The sequence below is a fragment of the Sporomusa acidovorans genome (assembly GCF_900101845.1).
Lineage (GTDB): Bacteria > Bacillota > Negativicutes > Sporomusales > Sporomusaceae > Sporomusa > Sporomusa acidovorans.
In genome coordinates this window covers 33,615-56,213 of record NZ_FNAM01000034.1, presented here as the reverse complement: position 1 = coordinate 56,213, position 22,599 = coordinate 33,615, and the positions used below count along the sequence as shown (strand labels likewise).

Annotated in this window: 18 protein-coding genes; 7 read left to right on the top strand and 11 right to left on the bottom strand. The window is 46.5% G+C overall.

The features are described from left to right. Positions 1 to 7 precede the first annotated feature (7 nt). The 7 genes from BLR65_RS20075 to BLR65_RS20045 form a co-directional block, all read right to left on the bottom strand. On the bottom strand, positions 8 to 1,267 hold the full coding sequence (locus tag BLR65_RS20075; protein ID WP_093795962.1) for an NAD(P)/FAD-dependent oxidoreductase: 1,260 nt from the start codon (positions 1,265 to 1,267) through the stop codon (positions 8 to 10). Beyond that, a complete protein-coding gene (locus BLR65_RS20070; protein ID WP_093795961.1) occupies positions 1,264 to 2,739 on the bottom strand; it encodes an NAD(P)/FAD-dependent oxidoreductase in 1,476 nt (491 codons plus the stop codon). The genes BLR65_RS20075 and BLR65_RS20070 overlap by 4 nt, the downstream gene beginning before the upstream one ends. Before the next feature lie 229 nt (positions 2,740 to 2,968). Further along, entirely contained in the window at positions 2,969 to 3,895 is a 927-nt protein-coding gene (locus tag BLR65_RS20065) for an NAD-dependent epimerase/dehydratase family protein (RefSeq protein ID WP_093795960.1), read from the bottom strand. Between the two features lie 565 nt (positions 3,896 to 4,460). Beyond that, positions 4,461 to 6,302, bottom strand: a complete 1,842-nt coding sequence (locus BLR65_RS20060) for an APC family permease (protein ID WP_093795959.1) — start codon at positions 6,300 to 6,302, stop codon at positions 4,461 to 4,463. Positions 6,303 to 6,436: 134 nt separating this feature from the next. Beyond that, the gene (locus BLR65_RS20055; protein ID WP_245692944.1) at positions 6,437 to 7,123 is read right to left on the bottom strand and encodes a response regulator; all 687 of its coding nucleotides are present in this window, start codon (positions 7,121 to 7,123) and stop codon (positions 6,437 to 6,439) included. Then, entirely contained in the window at positions 7,120 to 9,789 is a 2,670-nt protein-coding gene (locus BLR65_RS20050) for a sensor histidine kinase (protein ID WP_093795957.1), read from the bottom strand. The genes BLR65_RS20055 and BLR65_RS20050 overlap by 4 nt, the downstream gene beginning before the upstream one ends. A gap of 290 nt (positions 9,790 to 10,079) precedes the next feature. Then, a complete protein-coding gene (locus BLR65_RS20045; protein WP_245692943.1) occupies positions 10,080 to 11,318 on the bottom strand; it encodes an SGNH/GDSL hydrolase family protein in 1,239 nt (412 codons plus the stop codon). A 272-nt stretch (positions 11,319 to 11,590) separates the two neighbouring features. Between BLR65_RS20045 and gap the strand changes: the two genes are divergently transcribed. Then, the gene (gap, locus tag BLR65_RS20040) at positions 11,591 to 12,637 is read left to right on the top strand and encodes a type I glyceraldehyde-3-phosphate dehydrogenase (RefSeq protein ID WP_093795956.1); all 1,047 of its coding nucleotides are present in this window, start codon (positions 11,591 to 11,593) and stop codon (positions 12,635 to 12,637) included. Positions 12,638 to 12,774: 137 nt separating this feature from the next. Then, positions 12,775 to 12,924, top strand: a complete 150-nt coding sequence (locus BLR65_RS29930; protein ID WP_169717023.1) for a hypothetical protein — start codon at positions 12,775 to 12,777, stop codon at positions 12,922 to 12,924. A 330-nt stretch (positions 12,925 to 13,254) separates the two neighbouring features. Here the strand turns inward: BLR65_RS29930 and bioA are convergent, their stop codons facing one another. Genes bioA through BLR65_RS20020 form a run of 4 tightly spaced genes read right to left on the bottom strand, consistent with a single transcriptional unit; the run spans position 13,255 to position 16,775 of the window. Beyond that, entirely contained in the window at positions 13,255 to 14,595 is a 1,341-nt protein-coding gene (gene bioA / locus BLR65_RS20035; RefSeq protein ID WP_093795955.1) for an adenosylmethionine--8-amino-7-oxononanoate transaminase, read from the bottom strand. A 3-nt stretch (positions 14,596 to 14,598) separates the two neighbouring features. Beyond that, a complete protein-coding gene (gene bioD / locus BLR65_RS20030; protein ID WP_093795954.1) occupies positions 14,599 to 15,285 on the bottom strand; it encodes a dethiobiotin synthase in 687 nt (228 codons plus the stop codon). Then, the gene (gene bioB / locus BLR65_RS20025) at positions 15,278 to 16,246 is read right to left on the bottom strand and encodes a biotin synthase BioB (RefSeq protein WP_093795953.1); all 969 of its coding nucleotides are present in this window, start codon (positions 16,244 to 16,246) and stop codon (positions 15,278 to 15,280) included. Before bioB ends, bioD begins: the two co-directional genes overlap by 8 nt. A 1-nt stretch (position 16,247) precedes the next feature. After that, positions 16,248 to 16,775, bottom strand: a complete 528-nt coding sequence (locus BLR65_RS20020; protein WP_342741401.1) for a biotin transporter BioY — start codon at positions 16,773 to 16,775, stop codon at positions 16,248 to 16,250. 449 nt (positions 16,776 to 17,224) lie between these two features. Here BLR65_RS20020 and BLR65_RS20015 point away from each other — a divergent pair, with 449 nt between their 5' ends. From BLR65_RS20015 to BLR65_RS19995, 5 genes are all read left to right on the top strand, one after another. Then, the gene (locus BLR65_RS20015; RefSeq protein ID WP_093795951.1) at positions 17,225 to 17,842 is read left to right on the top strand and encodes a hypothetical protein; all 618 of its coding nucleotides are present in this window, start codon (positions 17,225 to 17,227) and stop codon (positions 17,840 to 17,842) included. 363 nt (positions 17,843 to 18,205) lie between these two features. Further along, positions 18,206 to 18,982, top strand: a complete 777-nt coding sequence (gene codY / locus BLR65_RS20010; protein ID WP_093795950.1) for a GTP-sensing pleiotropic transcriptional regulator CodY — start codon at positions 18,206 to 18,208, stop codon at positions 18,980 to 18,982. A 581-nt stretch (positions 18,983 to 19,563) separates the two neighbouring features. Further along, positions 19,564 to 20,388, top strand: a complete 825-nt coding sequence (locus BLR65_RS20005) for an IclR family transcriptional regulator (protein ID WP_093795949.1) — start codon at positions 19,564 to 19,566, stop codon at positions 20,386 to 20,388. 137 nt (positions 20,389 to 20,525) lie between these two features. Next, the gene (gene pyrF / locus BLR65_RS20000; protein WP_245692941.1) at positions 20,526 to 21,251 is read left to right on the top strand and encodes an orotidine-5'-phosphate decarboxylase; all 726 of its coding nucleotides are present in this window, start codon (positions 20,526 to 20,528) and stop codon (positions 21,249 to 21,251) included. Positions 21,252 to 21,288: 37 nt separating this feature from the next. After that, complete coding sequence (locus BLR65_RS19995) at positions 21,289 to 22,590, top strand: dihydroorotase (protein ID WP_093795948.1); 1,302 nt, start codon at positions 21,289 to 21,291, stop codon at positions 22,588 to 22,590. Positions 22,591 to 22,599: the final 9 nt, after the last annotated feature.

Here is a 22,599-nt window from a genome sequence, read left to right as displayed (position 1 = left end):
GTTTGGTTTATAGTGACACTGTAATTTGGTCACCTGCGTTTACTAGTTCGCTGGCAGGTACTTCCACGACAATCATTTCGCTGGGTTTGGCCACCGGCAGGCGGCGTTCTTTGAGGATTTGCTCCGCACTGGTTACGGTAATTTTTACTTTTTTGTCCGGTTTGCCGACCCGCATAAATAACCGAACCGGTTCGGACGGCGTTTTCGGTACAGCAATTTGCTGCGGCACCACCGTACGGATGCCTGTTCCTGCCGTTACGGCAATGGTGCGCAGAGATTCGGCAAGAGTTCCGAGCGCATACTGGGCCGCATATTTGCCGGCTATTTCGCCCTCTTCCGATACAAAATCGACTAAATCGTGTACATGGACGACATTGCCGGCTGCAAAAAAGCCGGGCAGAGAGGTTTGACGGAGCTGATTCACCACCGGTCCGCCGGTAATGGGATCTAACAGCACTCCTGCCGCTTGTGACAGTTCATTCTCCGGAATGAGTCCAACCGACAGCAGCAGACAGTCACACTCGATGTCAAATTCGGTTCCGGCAATAGGTTGCAGCTTGTCGTCAACGGCGGCACAGGTAACCCCGGTTACCCGGTCACTGCCGTGAATTTTGGTGATGGTATGAGAAAGGTGAAGGGGTATGTCATAGTCTTCCAGGCATTGGACAATATTGCGGGTCAGGCCGTTGGAGTAAGGCATGATTTCCAGTACCCCCTGCACCTTAGCGCCTTCCAGCGACATTCTTCTGGCCATGATTAGGCCGATGTCGCCTGAGCCCAGAATGACGACTTTTTTGCCGGGCAGATAACCTTCCATATTGACCATGCGTTGGGCGGCTCCGGCGGTGAATACGCCGGCAGGACGAAATCCTGGGATACGGATAGCGCCCCGGGTTCTTTCCCGGCACCCCATAGCGAAAATAACAGCTTTAGGTATGATTTCCATTAAACCAAATTTAGGGTTGACCGCCCAGATGGTTTTGCCAGCCGTTACCTCCAATACCATAGTATCCAGCATAATTTCAACAGCGGCGTCTTGTTTGACAAGTTTGATATAGCGTCCGGCATAACCCGGCCCTGTTAACTCTTCCTGAAATTTGTGCAAGCCAAATCCGTTATGGATACATTGCTGCAGGATGCCGCCTAACTCCCGGTCGCGCTCAATAATGAGCACACGCTTGGCCCCGGCTTGACAAGCGCTGTGGGCAGCCGCCAACCCGGCCGGACCGCCGCCGATGATTGCGATATCATAGTTAAGTTGACTCATTGTAACGCCTCCCTGCAGTCTGCGGTCAGTTTGTCAAAGAAAAGATAAGACGCGGGCGAATCTTTTCGTACGGCTGTTACCGGAATATTTAGTTCCCGGGCCAGGATTGCCGTTACCCGCGGACCGCAGAAGCCTCCCTGACAGCGTCCCATGCCGGCGCGGGTCCGCCGTTTTACGGCGTCAACCGTACGGGCACCGCACAAGCCATGAATGGCTTCAATAATTTCTGCCTCCGTGATGGTTTCGCAACGGCAGATTACCCGGCCATATAATGGATTTTGGGCGATCAGTTGCTGTTGTGCTGCATGGGAGAGTTCGCGGAAGACAATTTTGCGGGGATTTACCGGATCAAAATTCACTTTGCGTTTCAATTCCATTCCCTGGTCCTTAAGAATATTGACCAGCATTTCCGCTATGGCCGGGGCTGAAGTCAAGCCGGGCGACTGAATGCCGGCGGCATGAAATAATCCCTGGACAATAGCTGAAGGGCGAATGATGAAATCCCCGCCGCCGTCGGCAGCGGCTCGCAGACCGCTAAACTGGGTAATGGCCGCATTTAATGGCAGTTTTGGTAGTAATTGCTGCGCTTTGCTGACAATTTCCTGTAAACCGCCCAGCGAAGTGGCTACATCTTCTTTATCATCAACATCCTGGGCATTAGGGCCGATAAAAATATTGCCATGTACAGTGGGGGAAACCAGTATTCCTTTGGAGACTTTGCTGGGTGTGGGGAATAGTACATTTTGAACCAAATTGCTGACCTTTTTATCAAAAAGGATATACTCCCCTTTACGCGGTTTTATGGCAAAGCTATCATCGCCGGCCAGCCGGCTTATTTCATCGGCATGAACACCGGCAGCGTTGATTACGTATTTGGCAGACAAAAAGCCGTGTTTTGTCCGGACACCGGTAATTTTGCCGTTCTCAGTCACCATTTCTTCCACCGGGCAGTCTGTTACCACTTTGGCGCCGTTCTTAACAGCATTTTCAGCAAAAGCAAGCGCCGCGCCGAATGGCAGAAAAATACCGGCAGAAGGCGCCCATAAAGCGCCTGTTACATTCGGAGTAATGTTTGGTTCTCTGGCCAACACTTCTTCCCGGGAGAGGATTGCCAGCCCCGGAACACCATTGGTGCGGCCCCGCTCCAGTAATTCTTTCAGTGTCTCCTGCTCGTCAGAATTCACGGCAACAACCAATGATCCTGTCCATTTTATATCAAGGCCCAGTTCGTCTTCTAAGTCGTGGTATAACTTGTTGCCACGAACATTCAAAGTTGCCTTAAGTGACCCGGGCTTGGCATCAAAACCGGCATGAAGAATGCCGCTATTGGCTTTGGTGCTGCCGGACGCAATGTCCGGATTTTTTTCCAGTAACACAACATCAAGCTCATATTTGGAGAGTTCCCGGACAATCGCCGTACCGGTAATACCGCCACCGATAACTACGACGTCAGTCTTATCAATATTGAGCATGCTTTCACTTCCTCTTAGTGAATTTGGACAAAAGAAAAAGAGAAACCCGAAAATAACCATCCTAAAATTATATGGTCATTCCCGGACTTCTCTTCATCTCAGTCCACAATATGTTTTTATATGTATATTCGCTGATCAGTAAAAAAATCCTGCTCAATATCAAAATTTTCGAATTTTTATTTTTAAAGTCGGATAAAGTCGATTTTTAGGCATGCTGATAGGAAAATTTTTATCTATTTGCCACTTCTTTAATACAATTTGCCAATGCCTGGCGGAAGACATTGCGGTTACCGCCTTCATCCAGTAGAGGCGCGTACCCGATTTCCCTGCCGGCCCTATCCCAGCTAAGGTGCCAGGTTTCGTTAAGAAATGCGGGACCGTCCCAGTCATTCGGATCTACAAGTTGTAATTTTGAAGTTGATTGGGTTAACTCAATAATAGTTTGGCCGATTTCCTCCCAAGCCAGAAACAGGCTGCCCAGATTGTAGGTATTACCGCAGTCTGTCAGGCGGCTGGCAGTCAGTTCAAGAGCCCTCCCGATATCATTCACGGTAACGAAGGTTCCGTCAGAGCCCTTAACCATTCTTAATGGTTGCCCGTTCAAGGCGAGCCTGATCAGTTCGCGCAAGTGTTTGCCGCCGATTGTATTGCCAAATGCCCACCAAAAGCGGAATACGGATACCGGCAGGTTATGCTGCCGGCCAAGTACCAAGGCTAACTGTTCGGCACAAAGTTTGGCTACCGCATAAAGCGGCTTGCGGGCCTGTTCCGGCCGGCAAAAATATGCTTCATCAACCGGCTGGGCAGGCGGCGAGCCATAGATGCCGGCAGTGCTTGTATAGATAAAGCGTTTGACACCGGCATTGGCACAGGTATGAAGTAAATTAATGTGATCAACAATATCATGTTCGAATAAAAATTCCGGTTTATCGCTGAAACTCCAGGCCAAATTAACAACAATTTCATTGCCGGCAACAATATTTCTAAGCAGTACCCTATCCGTAAGATCGGTTACACAGGTGGCAACGTCAGGCTTTTTTTGAGCAAAAGTACGTATGTTTTTATCAGCAACCGTTACCGTATGGCCTTGTTGATAAAGGTATTCGCTGAGGTTTTGTCCGACACTGCCCGCTCCGCCTACTAACAGAACTCTCATGAGTATACCTCCCGTAATTTTATTAACTTTTATTACTTCTACTTTACCACTAGTTGTTGCGGTTTGCGGTATTTTGTAAATAAGAATAGTAAATATCTTGGGATACCTTGACTAACGGGCAAAAAGCTCGTAAAATCATAAGAGAGGTATTTAATTAAAAAATAAAGAACGGATCGTTAGAGAGACTGACTGAGTGAACCGCTCATGCTGTCTTTTTTTATTTGTTTTACAGGAAATAACTAAAGACTTTTATCATCAGAATATTTAGTAACGTTTTGCCGACACATTATTTGCCTGCAAAAAATCTTTAGTATGTTGTATATAGCATGAACAAATCGATAAAAATTTAACTGGGGGTAGTAACGTGGACAGTGACAGAGTTTTATTTTCCGGGTATGCGCGCTTGCCTGCCGGCAGTGTTTCAAGTGAAGTTTTTAGGATTTTAGGCCTGATTGTCGTTGTTCATCGTCATTCTTAGCGCATATAAAATATAATTTCAACGAGCGTAAAAGTGCCCTATAGTCAGCAAAGTGGCCATAGGGCATTTTTACGTCTAATAGTATTCTTATCTTTTCAGATGGTAGGGAATTGTGGCTACCACTACATCTTCCTTTAGGATAAGCAAGGTTCTTAATATCAACCCGGTTTGATTATGGAGAAACCTGTGCCACCATTTTCTCGTTTCAAATTCGGGAATTAAGACAGTAATGAAGTCTTCCGGTGCTTTATTTTTTTGCAATTTTTCAATAAAGTGGATCACCGGCTGGATAACAAGACGATAAGGGGAATAGACCGTGATCAAGCGTACACCGGGGTCCCAGATTTTCCACTTTTCTTCTACTTTGCGGCCTAATTCCCGGTCTGTCGTAACATGTAAGGCAATTACATTCATACTGATAGAATGAGCATAGCGCATCGTTTGTACGACGACACTTGTGGGACTTGATACCGGGACAACAATAATATTTTTTCCCGGAGGCCCCTGTTGTAAGGCTTCCCATTCAGCAAAAGATAAGTGTAACTGTTCAGCCATATCGGTATAATGTTGTTTAATGGCTTTAAAAATATAAATCATAGCCGGAATAAAGAGGAGTACAATCCAGGCGCCTAGGAAAAATTTCGAAATTGCGATAATCAGTACAACAATCCCGGTAATAACAGCGCCGCAAGCGTTGATTATGGCCCGTAGTTTCCAACTGGGTCCCTTTTCCCGCCGCCAATGGATCACCAGGGCAGTTTGCGCAATAGTAAAGGAGAGAAATACACCAATTGCGTACAAGGAGATCAAATGTTCCACATTGCCGCCAAAGCCGGCAATTAAGGCGCCGGCAGACAGGCTCAGGAGAATAATGCCGTTGGAAAAGCTTAGGCGTTCTCCCCGAATTCCCAGATAGCGCGGCATATAGCCGTCTCTTGCCAGAATCGACAGCAGCAGAGGTAACCCGTTGTAAGAGGTATTAGCGGCCAAATACAGGACCAGCATGGTGGCAAGTTGGAGAAAATAGTACATCCAGCCCCGGCCAAAAGTTTCCTCGGCTAGCCGGGAAAGCATGGTTACGTTTTCTTGCGGCAGAATGTGGTTATGAAGAATCAAAAAGGTAGTGCCGGCCAGCATGACTGCGAGCATCCCCGCCATCAGGAAGGTTGTTTTTATTGCATTTTCCGCCTGCGGTTGCTTAAACATGGGAACGCCATTGGAGATGGCCTCCACGCCGGTCATGGAGCTGCAGCCGCTGGCAAAAGCCCGTAAGAGCAGTACTATGACCAGCCAGTCAAAAGGTTGTTTGGTTGTAGACTCTGCGGGAATGACAGGCGCAGTACCGGTGAAGGCCTGATATGCTCCTGTCAAAATTAAGATAAACATGCTGATAACGAAAAAATAAGTCGGAAATACAAAAACATTGGAAGACTCCCGTACGCCACGGAGGTTGACCAGCATTAAAATAGTAAAGAGGACAAATAAGTCTATAGTTACTTCTGCGTGCAGCAAGTCCGGAAAGGCGGATATGAGGGCTTCGGTCCCGGAAGAAACACTAACGGCCACTGTTAAGGTATAATCGGCAAATAAGGCGGCAGCAGCGACCAAAGCGGGAAATTCACCGATATTATTTTTGGCGACTGCGTAGGAACCGCCGCCGCCGGGATTGGCGCGGGATACCTGGACATAAGAAATAGTGACAATCGCCAGTAACACTAAAATGGCGGCAGCCACATAGCCAATATATCCGTAGAGCAGTAATCCCGGTACAGCTAGCGTAATAGCAATCTGCTCCGGTCCATAACCAACCGAAGAGAGTGCGTCGGAAGAAAAAATCGATAACGCTTTCCATTTGGGCAAATGCTCAGCAGTTAGCTCACGGTTGTGCAGGGGGCGGCCGATAAATAATTTTCGTAGTTGACGATACATGGTTACTCTCCTCAATCATGGATAGATTTCTTTATTGACAGCTACTATTGTACCCTCGTTGCCGGCAAAAATGTCGTCAAGAAATAGTCCTATGATGTAAAGAAAGTATAAAGAAATGCGTGCCAAGCAGGCAGTTAATGGTCCATTAAGCGATAGCCGACACCTGATTCGGTAATGATATGGCGCGGCTGCGTCGGGTCGGCTTCGATCTTGCGGCGAAGCTGGCCAATATAGACCCGGATATAGTGTGTGTCTTCGTCATAAGCTGCACCCCAAACCGCTTTCAGTAACTGTTTGTGCGTCAGGACCCTTCCCCGGTGCTGGGCCAGAATTTTGATGAGTTCATATTCGGTAGGAGTTAGTTTTATTTCCTTGCCGGCAACGGTCACGCGCCGTTGTACCAGATCAACCACAAGATCACCGCAGGTTATTACCGGTTCATGTTCGGAAGCAGCCGCCCGCCGGAGTGATACCCGCATTCTGGCCATGAGTTCTCCCACACTGAACGGTTTGGTGACATAATCATCAGCACCGGCGTCAAGGGCTTCGATTTTTTCCTCTTCCTGATCACGTACGGTTAACACAATAATTGGTGTTTGCGACCATTCCCGTATTGTTTTGACCACATCTTTGCCGTCTATATCCGGCAGACCCAAATCGATAATGAGAAGATCCGGCTTAAACGTGGCCGTCCGGCTAATACCGTCAACTCCTGTAGTCGCTTCCTCAATTTCATAGCCGTGCGCACCGAGCGCAACTTTTAAAAGTTTTCTAATTTGTGGCTCGTCATCAATAATAAGGATACGCATGCCTTTTTTCACAATGTGTTAACCATCCTTTCAGGAATAACAACTTTTTCCCCCACCGGGATTTGAAACGAAATGGTTGATCCCCCGCCAGGCTTTCTTTCAGCCCAGATTACGCCGCCATGGGCTTCAACGATGCCTTTGCAGATGGATAATCCCAAACCGGTGCCGCTAACATGTTTGGGTTGCTGTATCCGGTAAAACTTATCGAATATTTTAGTAAGATCTTCTGCCGGTATGCCTATGCCGTTATCGGACACGGAAATAAGAACGGCTGCCTCTTTGGGTTTGGCGCTAATCAGGATTTCGCTGCCGTCAGGTGAATATTTCATGGCGTTGTCAATAATGTTAACGAGAACCTGCTCTAATAAGACACAGTCGGCTTTCATCATCGGTATGTCCGGAGCTGTTTTAACAGTAAGAATATAGCGTTCCGTTCTTTTCCTAAGCCGGTTCAGCGAGGCGCCAATAATATCTTCGATATCACACCAGTCTATTTTTAGTTGCATCATGCCGCTTTCCAGGCGGGCTGTATCTAAAAGATTAGCAATAATACGTTCCATTCTTGCCGCACCGTCTTGAATGGTTTCGAGCAGCTCATGTCTGGCGGCTTCCGAGTACAGTTTCTCAGCTTCCACCAGTGTAGAAACCGAGCCGATAATGGAGGATAACGGTGTTCTTAATTCATGAGAAATGGAGTTAAACAGGGCGGTACGCAGCCGATCTGATTCCAAAAGCAAGGAGGCTTCCCTGGCCTGAGCCGCCAGTTTGACACGTTCCACGGCAATAGCCGCTAGTCCTGCCCAGGCATCAATCAGGCGTTTCTCTTCCGGCAGAACATTTTTTTCTTTTACATAAATGCCCAGAACGCCGACAATGTTATCATTCGTTTTAAGTGGTGTATACAGATATCTGGCAGAGGAAAGGGTATCAGTCGAGCGGCCGGCCACCTGAGCATGTTCAAAACTCCAGCGGGCGGCGGCCATTTCAGTGGGGTTTGGCGACAATTGGTTACTGCCGTCAGGGTGTGCATGGCTTGCAGCCCGGATCGATAGTTGCCCTGATGAATCAGGCAGCATTACCAGAACGGAACTGCCAAGCGTATCAGCAGCCTGTTTGACTAATTCCTGGGAAATCAGGTCTAAATCAATAATGCCCGCAATTTCCCTGCTAAACTGATATAAGGCGCGGGTGCTGATTTCCCGTTGTCGGGCGGAAGTCGCTTCCCGGCGTAAAAGTTCCGTTCGGCCGCCGATAACAAAGGCCATTATCAGAAAGGTGATAAAACTCCATAAATAGCGAATATCGGCAACACTAAAGGTCAGGGTTGGCGGTACAAACAAAAAATCAAAGGCAGCCAACCCGCAGAGGGCTGCAAAATAAGAAGGCCACCTTCCCCACCAGAAAGCGCTCATAACAACAGGAAGCTGATAAAGTAAGGCAATATTGATGAGCTCCAGCTTTTCGAGAAAGTAAAGCGAAAACAGTGTTGCCAGCGTTATCATGGCTAATCCGCCGAAATATTGACGCCAGTTAACTCCTTCTGGTTTTGCGGTTGTCCGGATGCCGGTGTCCTGATCCTGCTCAGCGGCTCCGCGAATCACATAAATGTTTATGCCGCCACTATGGCGAATGAGTTTATCCACTAATGAGCCATGCCAGAGTTCCCATAAACGGCTGTGCTGTGGTTTGCCGATAACAATAGCTGACACATTTTGTGCACAAGCTACTTCAATAATTTCCTGAACCAGGTCTTTACCGATGATTGTTAGTGTTTTGGCGCCGAGATCTTCGGCAAGCCGCATGTTACGGGCTACTCTGTCCCGCTCTTTATCGCCCACGGGAAACCGGCGGGCAGGCGCTTCAATATGGACGGCTAACAGTTCCGCTTGGATACCTGCCGCCAGCCGGCGGGCAGCACGAATTAACTGTGCGGAAAAGGGACTGGCACTTACACATACCATGACACGTTCTGCCGCCGGCCAGGGCCCCTCAATTTTATGCTCAACCATATATTCGCTTAAATCTTTATCGACGCGGTTAGCGGTAAAGCGTAACGACATTTCCCGCAAGGCATTGATATTACCCGGACGGAAAAATTTACGCATAATCGGTTCTGTTTCAGGCGGAATGTTAACTTTGCCTTCTTTTAGGCGCTTCAGCAATTCCTCAGAAGGTATGTCGATAAGTTGGACACTGTCCGCATTTTCTAAAATATGATCAGGAACTGTTTCGTTAACAATTACGCCTGTTATTTTGGTGACGATGTCGTTCAAGCTTTCGATATGTTGAATATTAAGGGTCGTATAAACATCGATGCCTGCTTTTAGAATTTCCTCGATATCCTGAAAACGGCGAACATGGCGCGACCCCGGAATATTGGTATGGGATAGATCATCCACTAGGACTAACTCCGGTCTGCGGTTAAGAATGGCGTCAATATCCATCTCCGGCAAGTGGTGATCTTCAGGATTGCGGAAAGGCAGCGGTATTTGCGGAAGCTCAGCCAGCAGCCGTTCAGTTTCCGGCATTCCATGGGTGTTTGCCCAGGCGACGACAACATCATGCCCTTCCTGTAACCGTTGCTGAGCGGCCTCCAGCATCGTATAGGTTTTGCCAACTCCCGGTGCGGCTCCTAAAAAAACCGTCAAATTACCTTTTGGTTTCACTGTATCTTTCATGGATATCCTTGTATTCCTCTCCTGTTAATCTGTTCTAAGTATACTCCTTTTGCCAATAAAAGAATGGATGATTTTTTACTTTCTTTAAAACATTACATTGTGTAAAATATAGTCTATTTCCTCTTATTGCTTTAAAAGTCTTTATTGGAAATTGCGCAGCGTTATTCTAATCGTTGGGGAAAGGGAAAACAGCTATTTATCCGGTAATGGACAAATAGCTGTTTTTTTGCAGTTTTCACTTAGTACATATTATTCATGCTTGCCTTCCCTTTCCAGTGGCAAGGAAAGGCTTATAAAGAGTGTTCTTTAAGATAATCCGATACTTTACGGCCGATGATTTTTTTTGCTGAAATATCAGGATGAAGACCATCTTGCGCATATTTAACAGGTAAGAATCCCTGCTCATCGACTAAAGCCGGGTAAATATCGACATAATCGGGTTGGCTTTTAATAAATGTATTTACTTTAGCCAATTCGGTCTGCCAATTTGGCGCGGTTTCCTCGTTAAAAACACGGAGAATACGCTCGGGATTTATGGGGGGAAGTGTCAAAAAAATCGGCCTGATATTGTTTTCTAAACATTTTTGTTTAATAGCGGCTAAAGATGCTATTACAGAAGTTGCGCTTGTTCCTCCCCGGATGCTGTTGCTGCCTCCTAAAATCAATAGATACTTAGGCTGAAATGGCAGTACATCCTGATCAAAGCGTTGTTCCAGCATGGCCGCTGTATCGCCGCTTTTGCCCAGATTTTGTACCTCATATGGCAGATAAGTTGCATAGTCGAAACGGCCATCTGATGGCGGATTGGAAATGGCCCCGCCGCCATGGGTAATACTGTCGCCGAAGGTTGCCCAGTCACAACTGCCGGTTTTTACTTGCAAGAGAACAGGATCCGAGTACAGTCCAATTGGCCGGTTGTCGGCATTATAGGCAAGAACGCGCCAATAATAAATCCCATCATTGCGAAAGGGGTTGGGATCGTAAAAATCAAACCCCTGCCCGGCAGAATAGGAACGTATCCGGTATTTGGACGGTTCCGTTCCATTTAAAGATTCCGGCCAATGGTCAGTAATTTCAATTTCATATTTGACAGCTCCCGCTACGGGAATCCAAGAGTAAACAGGATATAAGGGAACCGGACGATCATTAAAAAATGCCGTGGGGGTTGGTTTGATCGGATTCAAACTCATATCCGCGAGACTCCGTGGCAGGGAAAAAGGGCCTACGGGGTTTTTATCTAAGTCTAACGGCCGGGCCCGGAAATATAACTTTTTAAGATCTTGCCCCTCCAATAAGGATAACGGTAATTGAACACCAGGGGTATAAATGTTGGTTGCCGTATAGATAATCTGTTCTTGAGCTGCCTGTATATTTTTATTTACCGGGACTGTGGCAATCTCCAACTCATACATGACCGCATCCTCAGCATTGGGCCATAATAATTCAATTTTACCTTCCTGAGCCTGTGCGCAAACCGTCAAAAAAGTAAAAAAGACCATAATAACCATTGTTTTGATAATGTGTAACATAGTTCGCCTCCAGATAGTATGCAAATGAAAATAAGTTTCTTTGTAAGGCATTCTATGAACGATTTTCATTTTCCTTCTGCTATAGCAGCCACTGCAGGTTCTGTTGTTAGGTGACTGTTGGAAAATGGTTTTTAATAAGACGATACTTTTATTAATGGCATATTCTATAATTGAATAAGAAAAACAATTGTGCTATACTAATTACCGTAAATGTTGTTTAGCATAGACTATATTATAAAAGAGTCTATACTATTTAATATGGAGGGAAGACAGTGGTAACAAAAATAGGAATTAATGGTTTTGGGCGAATTGGGAGAATGTGTCTTCGGGCTGCATTAGATAATAAGGCAATGCAAGTGGTGGCAATTAATAGCACTTCTGATGCCAGGGCTTCGGCTCACCTGTTAAAATATGATTCTACCCATGGCAAACTTAATCATACCGTTGAGGCGACAGATACTGAAATTATTATTGATGGCCGTCCAATCACGATTCTGTCTGATCGCAATCCGGCTAATCTGCCATGGGGCAAGCTGGATGTGGATGTTGTTATTGAATCAACCGGAAAATTTAATTCCGGCAAGGACTGCCAAGTGCATTTAAATAATGGCGCTAAAAAGGTGATCATTACAGCTCCGGCCAAGGACAATATTCCTACCATCGTTATGGGAGTTAACGAAACCACCTATAATCCGGATTTGCACCATGTTATTTCCAATGCTTCGTGTACAACGAACTGCTTAGCACCTGTTGTCAAAGTTATTCATGATAATTTCGGAATTGTAAACGGATTCATGTCTACCATTCATGCGTTTACTACTGATCAGCGCGTCTTGGATAACAGCCATAAAGATCCGCGACGCGCTAGAAGCTGTGTGCAATCCATTGTTCCGACCACCACCGGGGCAGCTAAGGCAATCGGCCTCGTTATACCTGAGTTAAAGGGAAAATTAAACGGCATATCGGTGCGGGTGCCGGTGCCGAATGTTTCGCTGACTGATTTGGTCGTTGAACTAAAGCGAGATGTTACGGTGGAAGAGGTTAATCAGGCGTTAAAGCGGTCTGCCAGGCATTCGCTGCGCGGCATTATCGAATATTGTGAAGAGCCGCTGGTATCCAGTGACTTTTTAAATAACAGCCATTCGGCTATTGTAGATGCCCTTTCAACAATGGTAATTGATAAGCGCAAGCTCAAATTACTTGCCTGGTATGACAATGAATGGGGTTATTCCTGCCGGGTAATTGATTTGGCTCAATATGTTAGCCAAATGGTATCTGACAAGGAAAGCAGCTATCAAAACTTAAAAGCCATCGGTTAGCGGTAGCTTACGGCGAAGCCCTCTAGTTCAATGAATTAGAGGGCTTTTGTTTACGGCTATTTTCACCACTAGGACGGTATAAACATATTATGTAGCATCAAGATAGTTGAATGCCAATACTAAAGCGGTGGTGAGAAATGTTTAAATTAATTATGGCACCAGGGAGTCTGGCTGCAATCCTGTTTGTCGTTGAGGCAATTATTAAATTTGTGTTGTTTGACAGTCAAACATTCTTCTTTGATATTGGTCCGAGACTGTCGTTATGCAATAAGCCGGATTGGTACTAGAGAGCCAAATATAAATAAGGCAATAACAAACGATGGGGAGCAGTAACCGGCTTCCCATCGTTTGTTATATGTAATCCACATTAAAAAAGTTTGCAGGCGCAGGCGGGTGGTGTATTGCCAACGCTCCCCACTGGCGTTTGACTTCCGCTTTTGCCAACACACCACCCGCCTGCAAAAATCTTTAGCACGTTGTACATATATATGAAATCCAATAAAGATTTTCTTTTGCCAGGGTGTTAGTAACCTTCCTCCACCCACCTGAGTCTGGATTAAAAGGTAAAGGGCATCTCAACAGACTGCTGAGATACCCTTTACCTTTTAACACTTTTACTACTCTAAGACATCACAAATACATTCCCTGCATACCCGGACGGCAAAGTCCATTTCTTCACGGCTGATTGTCAGCGGCGGGTTAAAGTAGAGGACATCCCCCAATGGCCTGAGCAAAACACCTTTAGTGAGTGCTTTTTTGTAAATTTGATAGCCGATTCGCCGCTGGGAAGCAAAAGGCTGTTTGCCGGCTCTGTCGGCTACCAGCTCAATTGCATTAATTAGGCCAATGGAACGGATTTCCCCCACATGTTTGTGGCGGATCAAACTGTCATTAATCAATTGACGAAAATATTTGGCATTTTCCGCCGCGGTTTCCAGGATGCGTTCTTCCTGCAAGATGGAAAGTACTGCATTGGCGGCCGAGCAGGCCAGCGGGTTGCCGCTGTAGGTATGGCTGTGCAGGAAGGCTTTGCCTTCACTGTAATCGGCGTAAAACGCCTCATAGATTGGTTGCGTGGTTACAGCCAGCGCCATGGGAAGGTAGCCGCCGGTCAGCCCCTTGGAGAGGCACAGGATATCAGGCGAAACAGAGGCATGTTCACAGGCAAACAGCTTGCCTGTCCGGCCAAAACCGGTGGCGATTTCATCGGCAATCAGGTGGACATGGTAGTGCGTACAAGCCTGGCGAAGTTTTTTCAGGTAGCCTGGCGGGTAGATCTTCATGCCGGCTGCGCCCTGTACGAGCGGTTCCACAATAAAAGCACAGACCGTATCGGCGTATTCCGCCAGGGCCTGTTCCGCGGCAGCAAAGCATTCCGTCTGGCAATTGTCACGGCTTTTTTCATAGGGGCAGCGATAGCAGTCCGGTCCGTCCACCCGGATAATATCCATTAGCATCGGTTTATAGATGCGGGAATACAAATCCACCCCGCCAACTGACAAGGCGCCGACAGTTTCTCCATGGTAGGCGTTACTTAACGCCATAAACCGGGTTTTTTGCGGGTTGCCTGTCTGATAATGATACTGCAAGCTCATTTTCAGAGCTGCTTCCACTGCCGAAGAACCGTTATCGGTAAACAAAAATTTAGTGAGTCCCGGCGGCAGCAAGGGGGAAAGTCGACTGCATAGGTTGATAGCGGGAGTATGGGAAAAGTTAGCGAAAATGACATGCTCAAGTCTGTCAATTTGAGCCTTAACCGCGTGATTAACGCGTTCGTTGCAATGCCCCAACAGGTTACACCACCAGGAACTGACAACATCCACATAGCGGTTGCCGTTCATATCGTACAGGCAGGAACCTTGGGCATGGTCAATGACAATTGGCGGTAAGTCTTCATAATCTTTCATTTGTGAACAAGGGTGCCAAATATGTTGTAGGTCTTTTTCTACCCAATTCATGACTTACACTTCCTTATACAGGCCGCACAGGACAGCCGTATCGATAGCAAGGTCTGCTGCCTGACTGGTTACACAGGCGACGACAGGCAGCTTTGTGAGCTGGGTGATGACTTTTTTATTGTCCTGGTGTAAAAAGTTGGTGCGGTCATAATGATTGAGAATAAACCCTTTGACCGTTAGACCCAGGCTTTGGGCATAATGGGCGGTTAAAACAGCACTGTTGATGGCGCCAAGACCAGACGGGGCGACAATCAGGAGATCCAGCTTCAGCAGCTTAATGACATCGGTCTGTATTAATACCGTATCATCAAGGCGCAAGGGACAAATAATGCCGCCGCAGCCCTCAACTGTCAGGTAATCATGGCAGCGCGTAAATTTGCTGAAATCGGCCAGAATGGTCTCCGCCTCAATGGGACGCCGGTCCAACTGGGCGGCAAGATGAGGCGATACGGCTGTTTTATACATATAGGAGGTTAATTTTGCGGGAGCGATGTTGAGACCGGCGGTATGGGTAACAAATTGACAGTCGCCGGGGACTAGTTCGCCGTCAATCCATTCAGCGCCGCTTAATGCCGGCTTATAATAGCCGGCATTAAGCCCGCTGGCGCGAAGTTTTTTAACAATTAAACCGGTCACATAGGTTTTGCCGACATCTGTGCCGGTGCCGGTGATAAAAATTCCTTTACTCATAAAGCTTCGCCTCGAATCCCAATTCTTTGAGAATGTTTATGTCATCGCTGATGCTGATACCGGCTGTTGTCAACATGTCGCCGGATATTGCCGCGTTTGCCCCGGATTGAAACACGGCCCGACCTTTGTCGGCTAGTAAACCACGGCCACCGGCCAGGCGAATATTGGCGTCCGGCAGGATGAAACGGTAGGTAGCCGTAATCCTTCTGACTTCTTCGCCCGTAATCCTGACTGCATTTTCGAGAGGAGTACCTTTTATCGGATTTAAGAGATTGACAGGAACTGACTTTATTCCCAAGCTTCGCAGGTCAAGGGCCATGTCGATCCGGTCTTCCGCTGTTTCGCCAAGCCCCATGATGCCGCCGCTGCATACTTCCAGTCCTGCCGCCAGGGCATTTTTTATTGTCCGGAGTTTATCGTCATAGGTGTGGGTGGTGCAAATCTGTGGGAAAAAGCGGCGCGAGGTTTCGAGGTTATTATGATAGCGTCTCACGCCGGCGGCCTTAAGCTGCTGGAACTGTTCAAACGACAGCAGACCGTGCGAGGCACAAAGCAAGATTGTGCAACTGTCCCGCAGAGCGCGGTAGCTTTCACAGATTATGTCCAATTCGGCGTTAGATAGATTTCGGCCCGAGGTAACGATGGAGTAGCGGAGAACGCCCTTGCTTTCGTTATAACGGGCCTCTTTCACGATGCATTCACTGTCCAGAAGCGCGTATTCTTCAATCTCGGTGCAGTAATGGGAGGATTGGGCGCAGTACTTACAATTTTCGGAGCAGCGGCCGCTTTTACCGTTAATAATCGTGCAAAGATCAAAGGCATTTCCGCAGAAATGTTGGCGCAGTTCATCGGCGGCTGTGCATAATTGTTCCAGAGGAGCGCTGTAAAGCGACAGAGCTTCTTCTCTGGTTACTTGATAGCCGTGGGTGACGGCCAACTTTAATTGCTGGATGATACTCATGTTAATGAACTCCTTTTTGTAAGATGGGGATTAGACGTTTTCCCAGGCCGGCGGCGGCAAAACAAATTGCCAGGTCACCTGGGAGCGGGAATAAAAAGCAGTACAAAATGAGCGGCCAAACTCCCAGCGGTTGGTTAATAAAGTAGTTGGCAACAACGTAGTAGTAGATCATACCAAGCAGATAAACAAGGAGCAGCCCGGCAAAGTTTGCAGCTAACAGTCTTTTAAGGGAAGGCTGGCGCGCAGAGGCTGCGAGGGCGCCGGTGACATATGTACCAACGTAAAAACCGAGCAGATAGCCAAAGGTTGGCTGTAAAATGTAGCCGAAGCCGCCGCCGCTCGTAAATACGGGAATACCGAGCAGGCCGATTCCAATATAGATGCCGACAGACAGGGAGCCAAGTCTGGGGCCGAGCAGCAGGCCGGCCAAGGTTGTAAATAAGAATTGCAGGGTAAAGGGGACAGCCGGTACGGGAATTTTAATAAAGGCACCTACCGCAATGAGGGCTGAAAATAGCCCGCAGAGGATGAGACTACGGGTACCGGTTCTTGTTGACGCAGACGTATGTAATATGCTGATTCACCTCCAACCATGGTTTGGGTTGTTGTTGCTTGCATGTTAAGTTGTCTAAGAACTATTATAAAGTGTAAAAATTAATTGTCAACCTTTTAAAATAATAATGGTTAACAATACGAATATATATAAATTCTATTATTTCATTTAAGGGAAAGCCTGTTTTTACGATATAGAATATGAGCCTATAGTTCAATGAGTAGTTTGGACAGTGCCCATAAACCATTTTTATTGGAAAGAAAAGATTAATTTTATATGAAATGTTCTCTTGCGGTGTCGCTACTGGCATTGTAGTTATGATATAGTAATTATGGATATATTATTGAAAGGAATGGTCAAAACTGAAACTTTTCTTTAACCAAGAAAATGAAGTAGATATTTCCGGCTTAACCAATAAATCGACTGTGCAAGATTTTTTTGATGCTATCGATGAATTTTTAATTGAGAATCCATTGCCCTGTGGTACCTGTAAGCAGCATTGCTGCAAGGGAAGATTCAAAATTCATATGGACAGTATCAGCGCCCAACGACTATCCAAGGGAAAGCCTGAGCGAATTATGCCGAAACTGTTCGTTGACACAGGGGAGAACAAACTCGAGATATTTCTCATAGCCGGGCACAAAAAGTGCCGTTATCTTGACGGGCTGTCGAGATGTCTTTCTTATAATGCGCGGACGGCAAGCTGCCGGACCTATATCTGTATTCCGCAAAGTGCCTGCTATAAAATTCTGGATGCAGCCGTTGCGGCGGAAATGCATCATGCTATGCGGGCGGAATATCTCGATTGGGTGATCAATAACCCGGCTACGCCACCAGCGGCAATTGAACCGGCAAAAGCTTTGCGCCAAGAAATTATTAATACCAGTACCGCTTATGGACGCGGCAGTTATAGTGAAATCTTAATTAAAGATTGTGTAAGAGCTGATTTTACACATTCCAATGTATCACCAGAGCAAGTACGCTTGTTTCAGGATATTGTCAACCAGGAGGAAAACCAGGTCAAATTGAGCGCTGGCGCCTAACTTCAGTTTTTTCTGACACCCTGTCGATAAATCTTTACTGGATACAATTTAGCACCAACGCTGCCAGCAGTTGCCTGCCGGAATACTAAATATTTGTTAGAGTGTAACGTTGCCGATAGGTTACAGCAGTGTGGCGGAAACAATAAAAAAAATTCTGAAATATTCTGCCGTTTTTTGCAGGATTTTATGTGATTATGGTAAATAATTATAATGTGTCAATGGTATTAAGAAAGTATCTGCTTTGTGTCCTTGACGAAGTCTTTACTTTTGGTTCAAAGAGACTTAGCAAAAGAATTTTTCTGCGCATGACATTATTTCAAGTAATATATCGTAATTAAAATTATATGAAAGGCGGGATAAGTCGTGACAACATTATTAAAACAAACACGCAAATTAAACGAACTATTACAACGATCCGAAAAAGTGGATTATAGTGAGGTTACTAAGCTCCTTAGCGGAGTAATGGCTGCCAATGTTTATCTGGTTAGCAGAGAGGGCGCCATTTTAGGATACGCTTTGCATGAAAGCTTTGAATGTGGAGTTATGCTGGAAGACGTGCTGGAGCAAGGGCAATTTCCCGAGGAGTACATGAAAGTACTGAGAAGTGTGCGGGAAACTACCTGCAACATTCGCCTGAATAGCGGACACTGTGTATTTAATGAGGAACTAAAATGCCCTGTGGGTGAAAAGTATACGCTGGTTGCCCCGGTTGTGGGAATTGGCAAGCGTCTGGGATCTTTGCTCATCGCTAAATTTCATGTGGACTTTACTGAAAATGATATTGTGTTGGCTGAATATTGTGCGACAACACTTGGCATGGGCCTGCTCCGGGGCAAAATGGAAAAACTGGAAGAGGAAACCCGCAGAAAAACGACCGTGCAGGTTGCTCTAAACACCCTTTCCTATTCTGAACTTGAGGCAGCCATTAATATCTTAGGCGAACTCGAAGGGGATGAAAGCTTAATTGTAGCTAGTAAAATTGCTGACCGGGCCGGAATTACCAGATCCGTCATCGTCAATGCTTTGCGCAAACTTGAGAGTGCCGGTGTGATAGAATCAAGGTCGCTTGGTATGAAAGGTACGTATATCAGAATTATCAATGAACATTTGATGGAAGAAGTTAAAAAGAAAAAGCATTGATGGCTGGCATGGTGACAAAAGCTAATCTGCGAATTTGCAGGCAATATGAATTGAGTGGTTGAGGCGCATAGGCCCGCATACTGTGGGTCTATGCGGTAATGCTCCGGACTGCTGATGTGGATAGGGTCGCGTGGAGTTACATATAAAATTTTTTTATAGGAATCATAACCATCCGCAATTTCCCTAGCTTTAATCCTGCGCATTATAATATGAGCAAGAAGATGGTGCGCGGAGCGCCTTAGAGGAGGAAATTGGGGATGGAGATGCTTTTGTTTTTTGTCATGGCTATTCTTTTGTCAAAGTATGGGGATATTTCCTAAGAAGAGTACCCCTGCGGTAAACAAAATATGGCTTAAAATACTGTATACATTATTCTTTGGTTGCAGATATTGACTTGGAATGGTAACAGAGTTATTTTATACTAGTAAATAATTTTATAGGCATTAAGCAAAGACGCTTACCAGGTATTTAACTGTAAAGTGTCTTTTTTTTAAATTTTTCACGTGGTAATTGCCTCACAGCATGAAGGTAAGGACAAGGCAGCAAACTATGAGGAGTGAGGCAGTCACTTATTTTTTACTATGAGAGTGAAACTGGGTACCGCTTGGCGGAACAATACTGTTGGAGGAGTTATTGAGGTGGAATGGCTTAACCGATTTGTGACGATAATGGACTTTGTTTGTGAAGCAACAGCAGCGGGGATTAGTCTAACTGAGCTTGCGCATGCAACAGGATTAAGCAAGGGAACTCTGCACCGGGTACTTAGGGATATGGTTGATCAAAACCTTGTTACCCAAGATGCAGATACCAAAAAATATTGTTTAGGGCCAAAAGCGATGGTTTGGGGAAGTAAATTTGTTTTAGGACAGGACCCGGCAAGGCTGCTTTCCCGCTATTGCGATTTACTGGCCGAAAAAACCAGTCTATATACTTTTCTTTGCCGTATCAGCGAAGGCGAAGTTTATTGTATTTACACCAGGCAGCCAAGTAAGATCAGTAAAAAATATTTTGTTCATGTAGGGCAAAGAATGCCGGTTCATTGTACGGCGGCAGCCAAATCGATACTGGCATTTTTGCCTGACAATCAGGTCAGGCTGATTATGGCCAGATGCAATATGGAAAAATTTACAGACCATACCAAAACAGATATAAGTTCGCTTATCGGCGAGTTGCAAGCTGTCAAACAGACCGGGGTTGCCTTTTGCCGGGAAGAAATAGAGACCGGGGTTTCTGCAATTTCCGCGCCTGTGTTTGTAGACAATAAAAAAGCGGTTTATAGTATTAGTCTGCTCAGTGATGCTGCATTTCTCAGACAACAGGAAACTAATTTGGTACGTGTGATTATCCAGATTGGGCAGCAGGCCAGTGAACATATGAAGCGGGCTCAGGTACTTACTTCTGTATAAGCTGGGGAGATGTAGCATATATATTCTGTTCTGTATCAGGCACTTAAAGGCCAGGCGGGCGGGGTACCGCCTGCAAAAAATTTTAGCTATAGTCTGCGGGTGGACATATTGAACAATTCTAAAGGAGTGAAGGAAACATGGAAATGGAAAATAAAACAGACCGTCTGATTGTTGCCCTTGATATTCCGACAACCGAACAGGCAATTCATGTCGTGGATTCGCTGGGAGAACTTGTACAATATTACAAGGTTGGGATGGAAGCCTTTTATGGCATGGGACACGCTGTCCTCGCGCAAATTGCCGGCCGCGGCAAAAAGACTTTTCTTGATCTTAAATTACACGACATTCCTACGACCGTTGCGCGAACGGTGACTACGCTTTGCCAATTTTCACCGGCGTTCTTAACATTACACGCGGCCGGTGGTTCGAAGATGCTGAAAGCAGCCATTGGCGCGGCCGATGAATGGGCCGGCAAAACCAACCAGCCTCGTCCAAAACTTTTGGCGATTACTGTTTTGACAAGTATTGGCGAGCGGGACTGGGTCGAAATCGGTTATCAAAGTCCCATACGCGAATCTGTACTGCGCATGTCGGTCATGTGTAAGGAGGAAGGGGTGGACGGTGTTGTTGCTTCGCCGCGGGAGGCTGCAGCTATTCGGGCGTTGTGCGGGCCGGACTTTTTGATTGTCACGCCAGGCATACGGCTTTTGCCTGAAGAGCATGGGGATCAAATGCGAACAGCCACACCTGCCCAGGCTCTTAAAGTTGGCGCGAATTATCTGGTGGTGGGCAGGCCGATTGTGGAGGCCGATAATCCCAGAAAAGTAGCTGCCAATATTATTGCTGATATGAAATACCTATAAGACTTATCGATTAACGCGGTGTTAAGGTGGGATAAAAGTGGACGAAAATAAGATTGCTCAACCGGCAGAGGTACTACTGCTCAAAAACGGACGGATTATCGATCCGTCGCAAGGCCTGGATGGCCCGGCCGATGTTATGATTTCTGCAGGGAAAATCGCCGCGATTGCTCCTAATTTATCATGTGAGGGAGCGGGAATATTTGATTGCAGCGGCAAGTGGATTGTGCCGGGATTGATTGATGTTCATTGCCATCTGCGTGAACCGGGGTTTGAACACAAAGAGACTATTGCGACAGGCACGCGCGCGGCAGCCCGCGGCGGTTTCACGACAGTGATCGCTATGGCCAACCTTAATCCTGTTCCGGACAAACTCAGTATCTATGCGAAAATACAAAAATTAATCGAAGAAAAGGCCGTTGTGCGTGTCGTTCAGGCCGCCAGCGTCACGAAGGATTTAAAGGGCCGGGATCTTTGCGATATGGCGACTTTAGCGGCCGCAGGCGTTACCATATTTTCCGATGACGGACTCTATCTTGACCGGGCCGCAGTTTTGTATCAGGCTCTGCAATTAGCCAAAAAGCTAAATGTCGTAATTTCGCTGCACGAGGAAGATGCGACCTTAAAATCTTATTGGCCTACTGCTTATGAGCCTGTTAATGAATTTGCCGCTATTGCCCGTGATCTTGAAATTGTACGGGTTACCGGTGGAAAGGTGCATTTTCAGCACCTGAGTACGGCTAACAGTGTAGAATTGATCCGCCGGGCGAAAAAAGAGGGGCTGAATGTGACGGCAGAAGTATGTCCGCACCATCTAACACTCACTGTGGCTGACGTTGCGCGTCAAGGAACAAATGCCAAAATGGCGCCGCCGGTAAGAACGCAGGAAGATATTGCCGAATTAATTCGCGGGTTGGATGATGGAACGGTGGATGTGATTGCCACCGACCACGCACCACATGCCCTGGATGATAAGAATGTGACTTTTGATTTGGCGGCTAACGGCATTGTTGGTTTGGAGACAGCCCTGCCGCTGCTGCTTGACAAATTGGTGCATGAACAGGGGCTTTCCCCTGCCTGGCTGATTCAGCGGATGAGTTGTAATCCGGCAAAACTGTTTGGGCTGCCGGGTGGAACATTGCAAGCGGGAGCGCCGGCAGATGTCTGTGTTATCGATCCGTTTCAGGAATGGATGATTGATAAGAACGCGTTTCTATCCAAGAGCCGTAACACACCTTATCACGGAACCCGGGTAAAGGGAAATATCTGGCTTACTTTTGTTAACGGAAATGTCGTCTTTGATGGCAGGGAAACTGCACAAGAGGAACATTTTGTTAAATAATGATTTTAT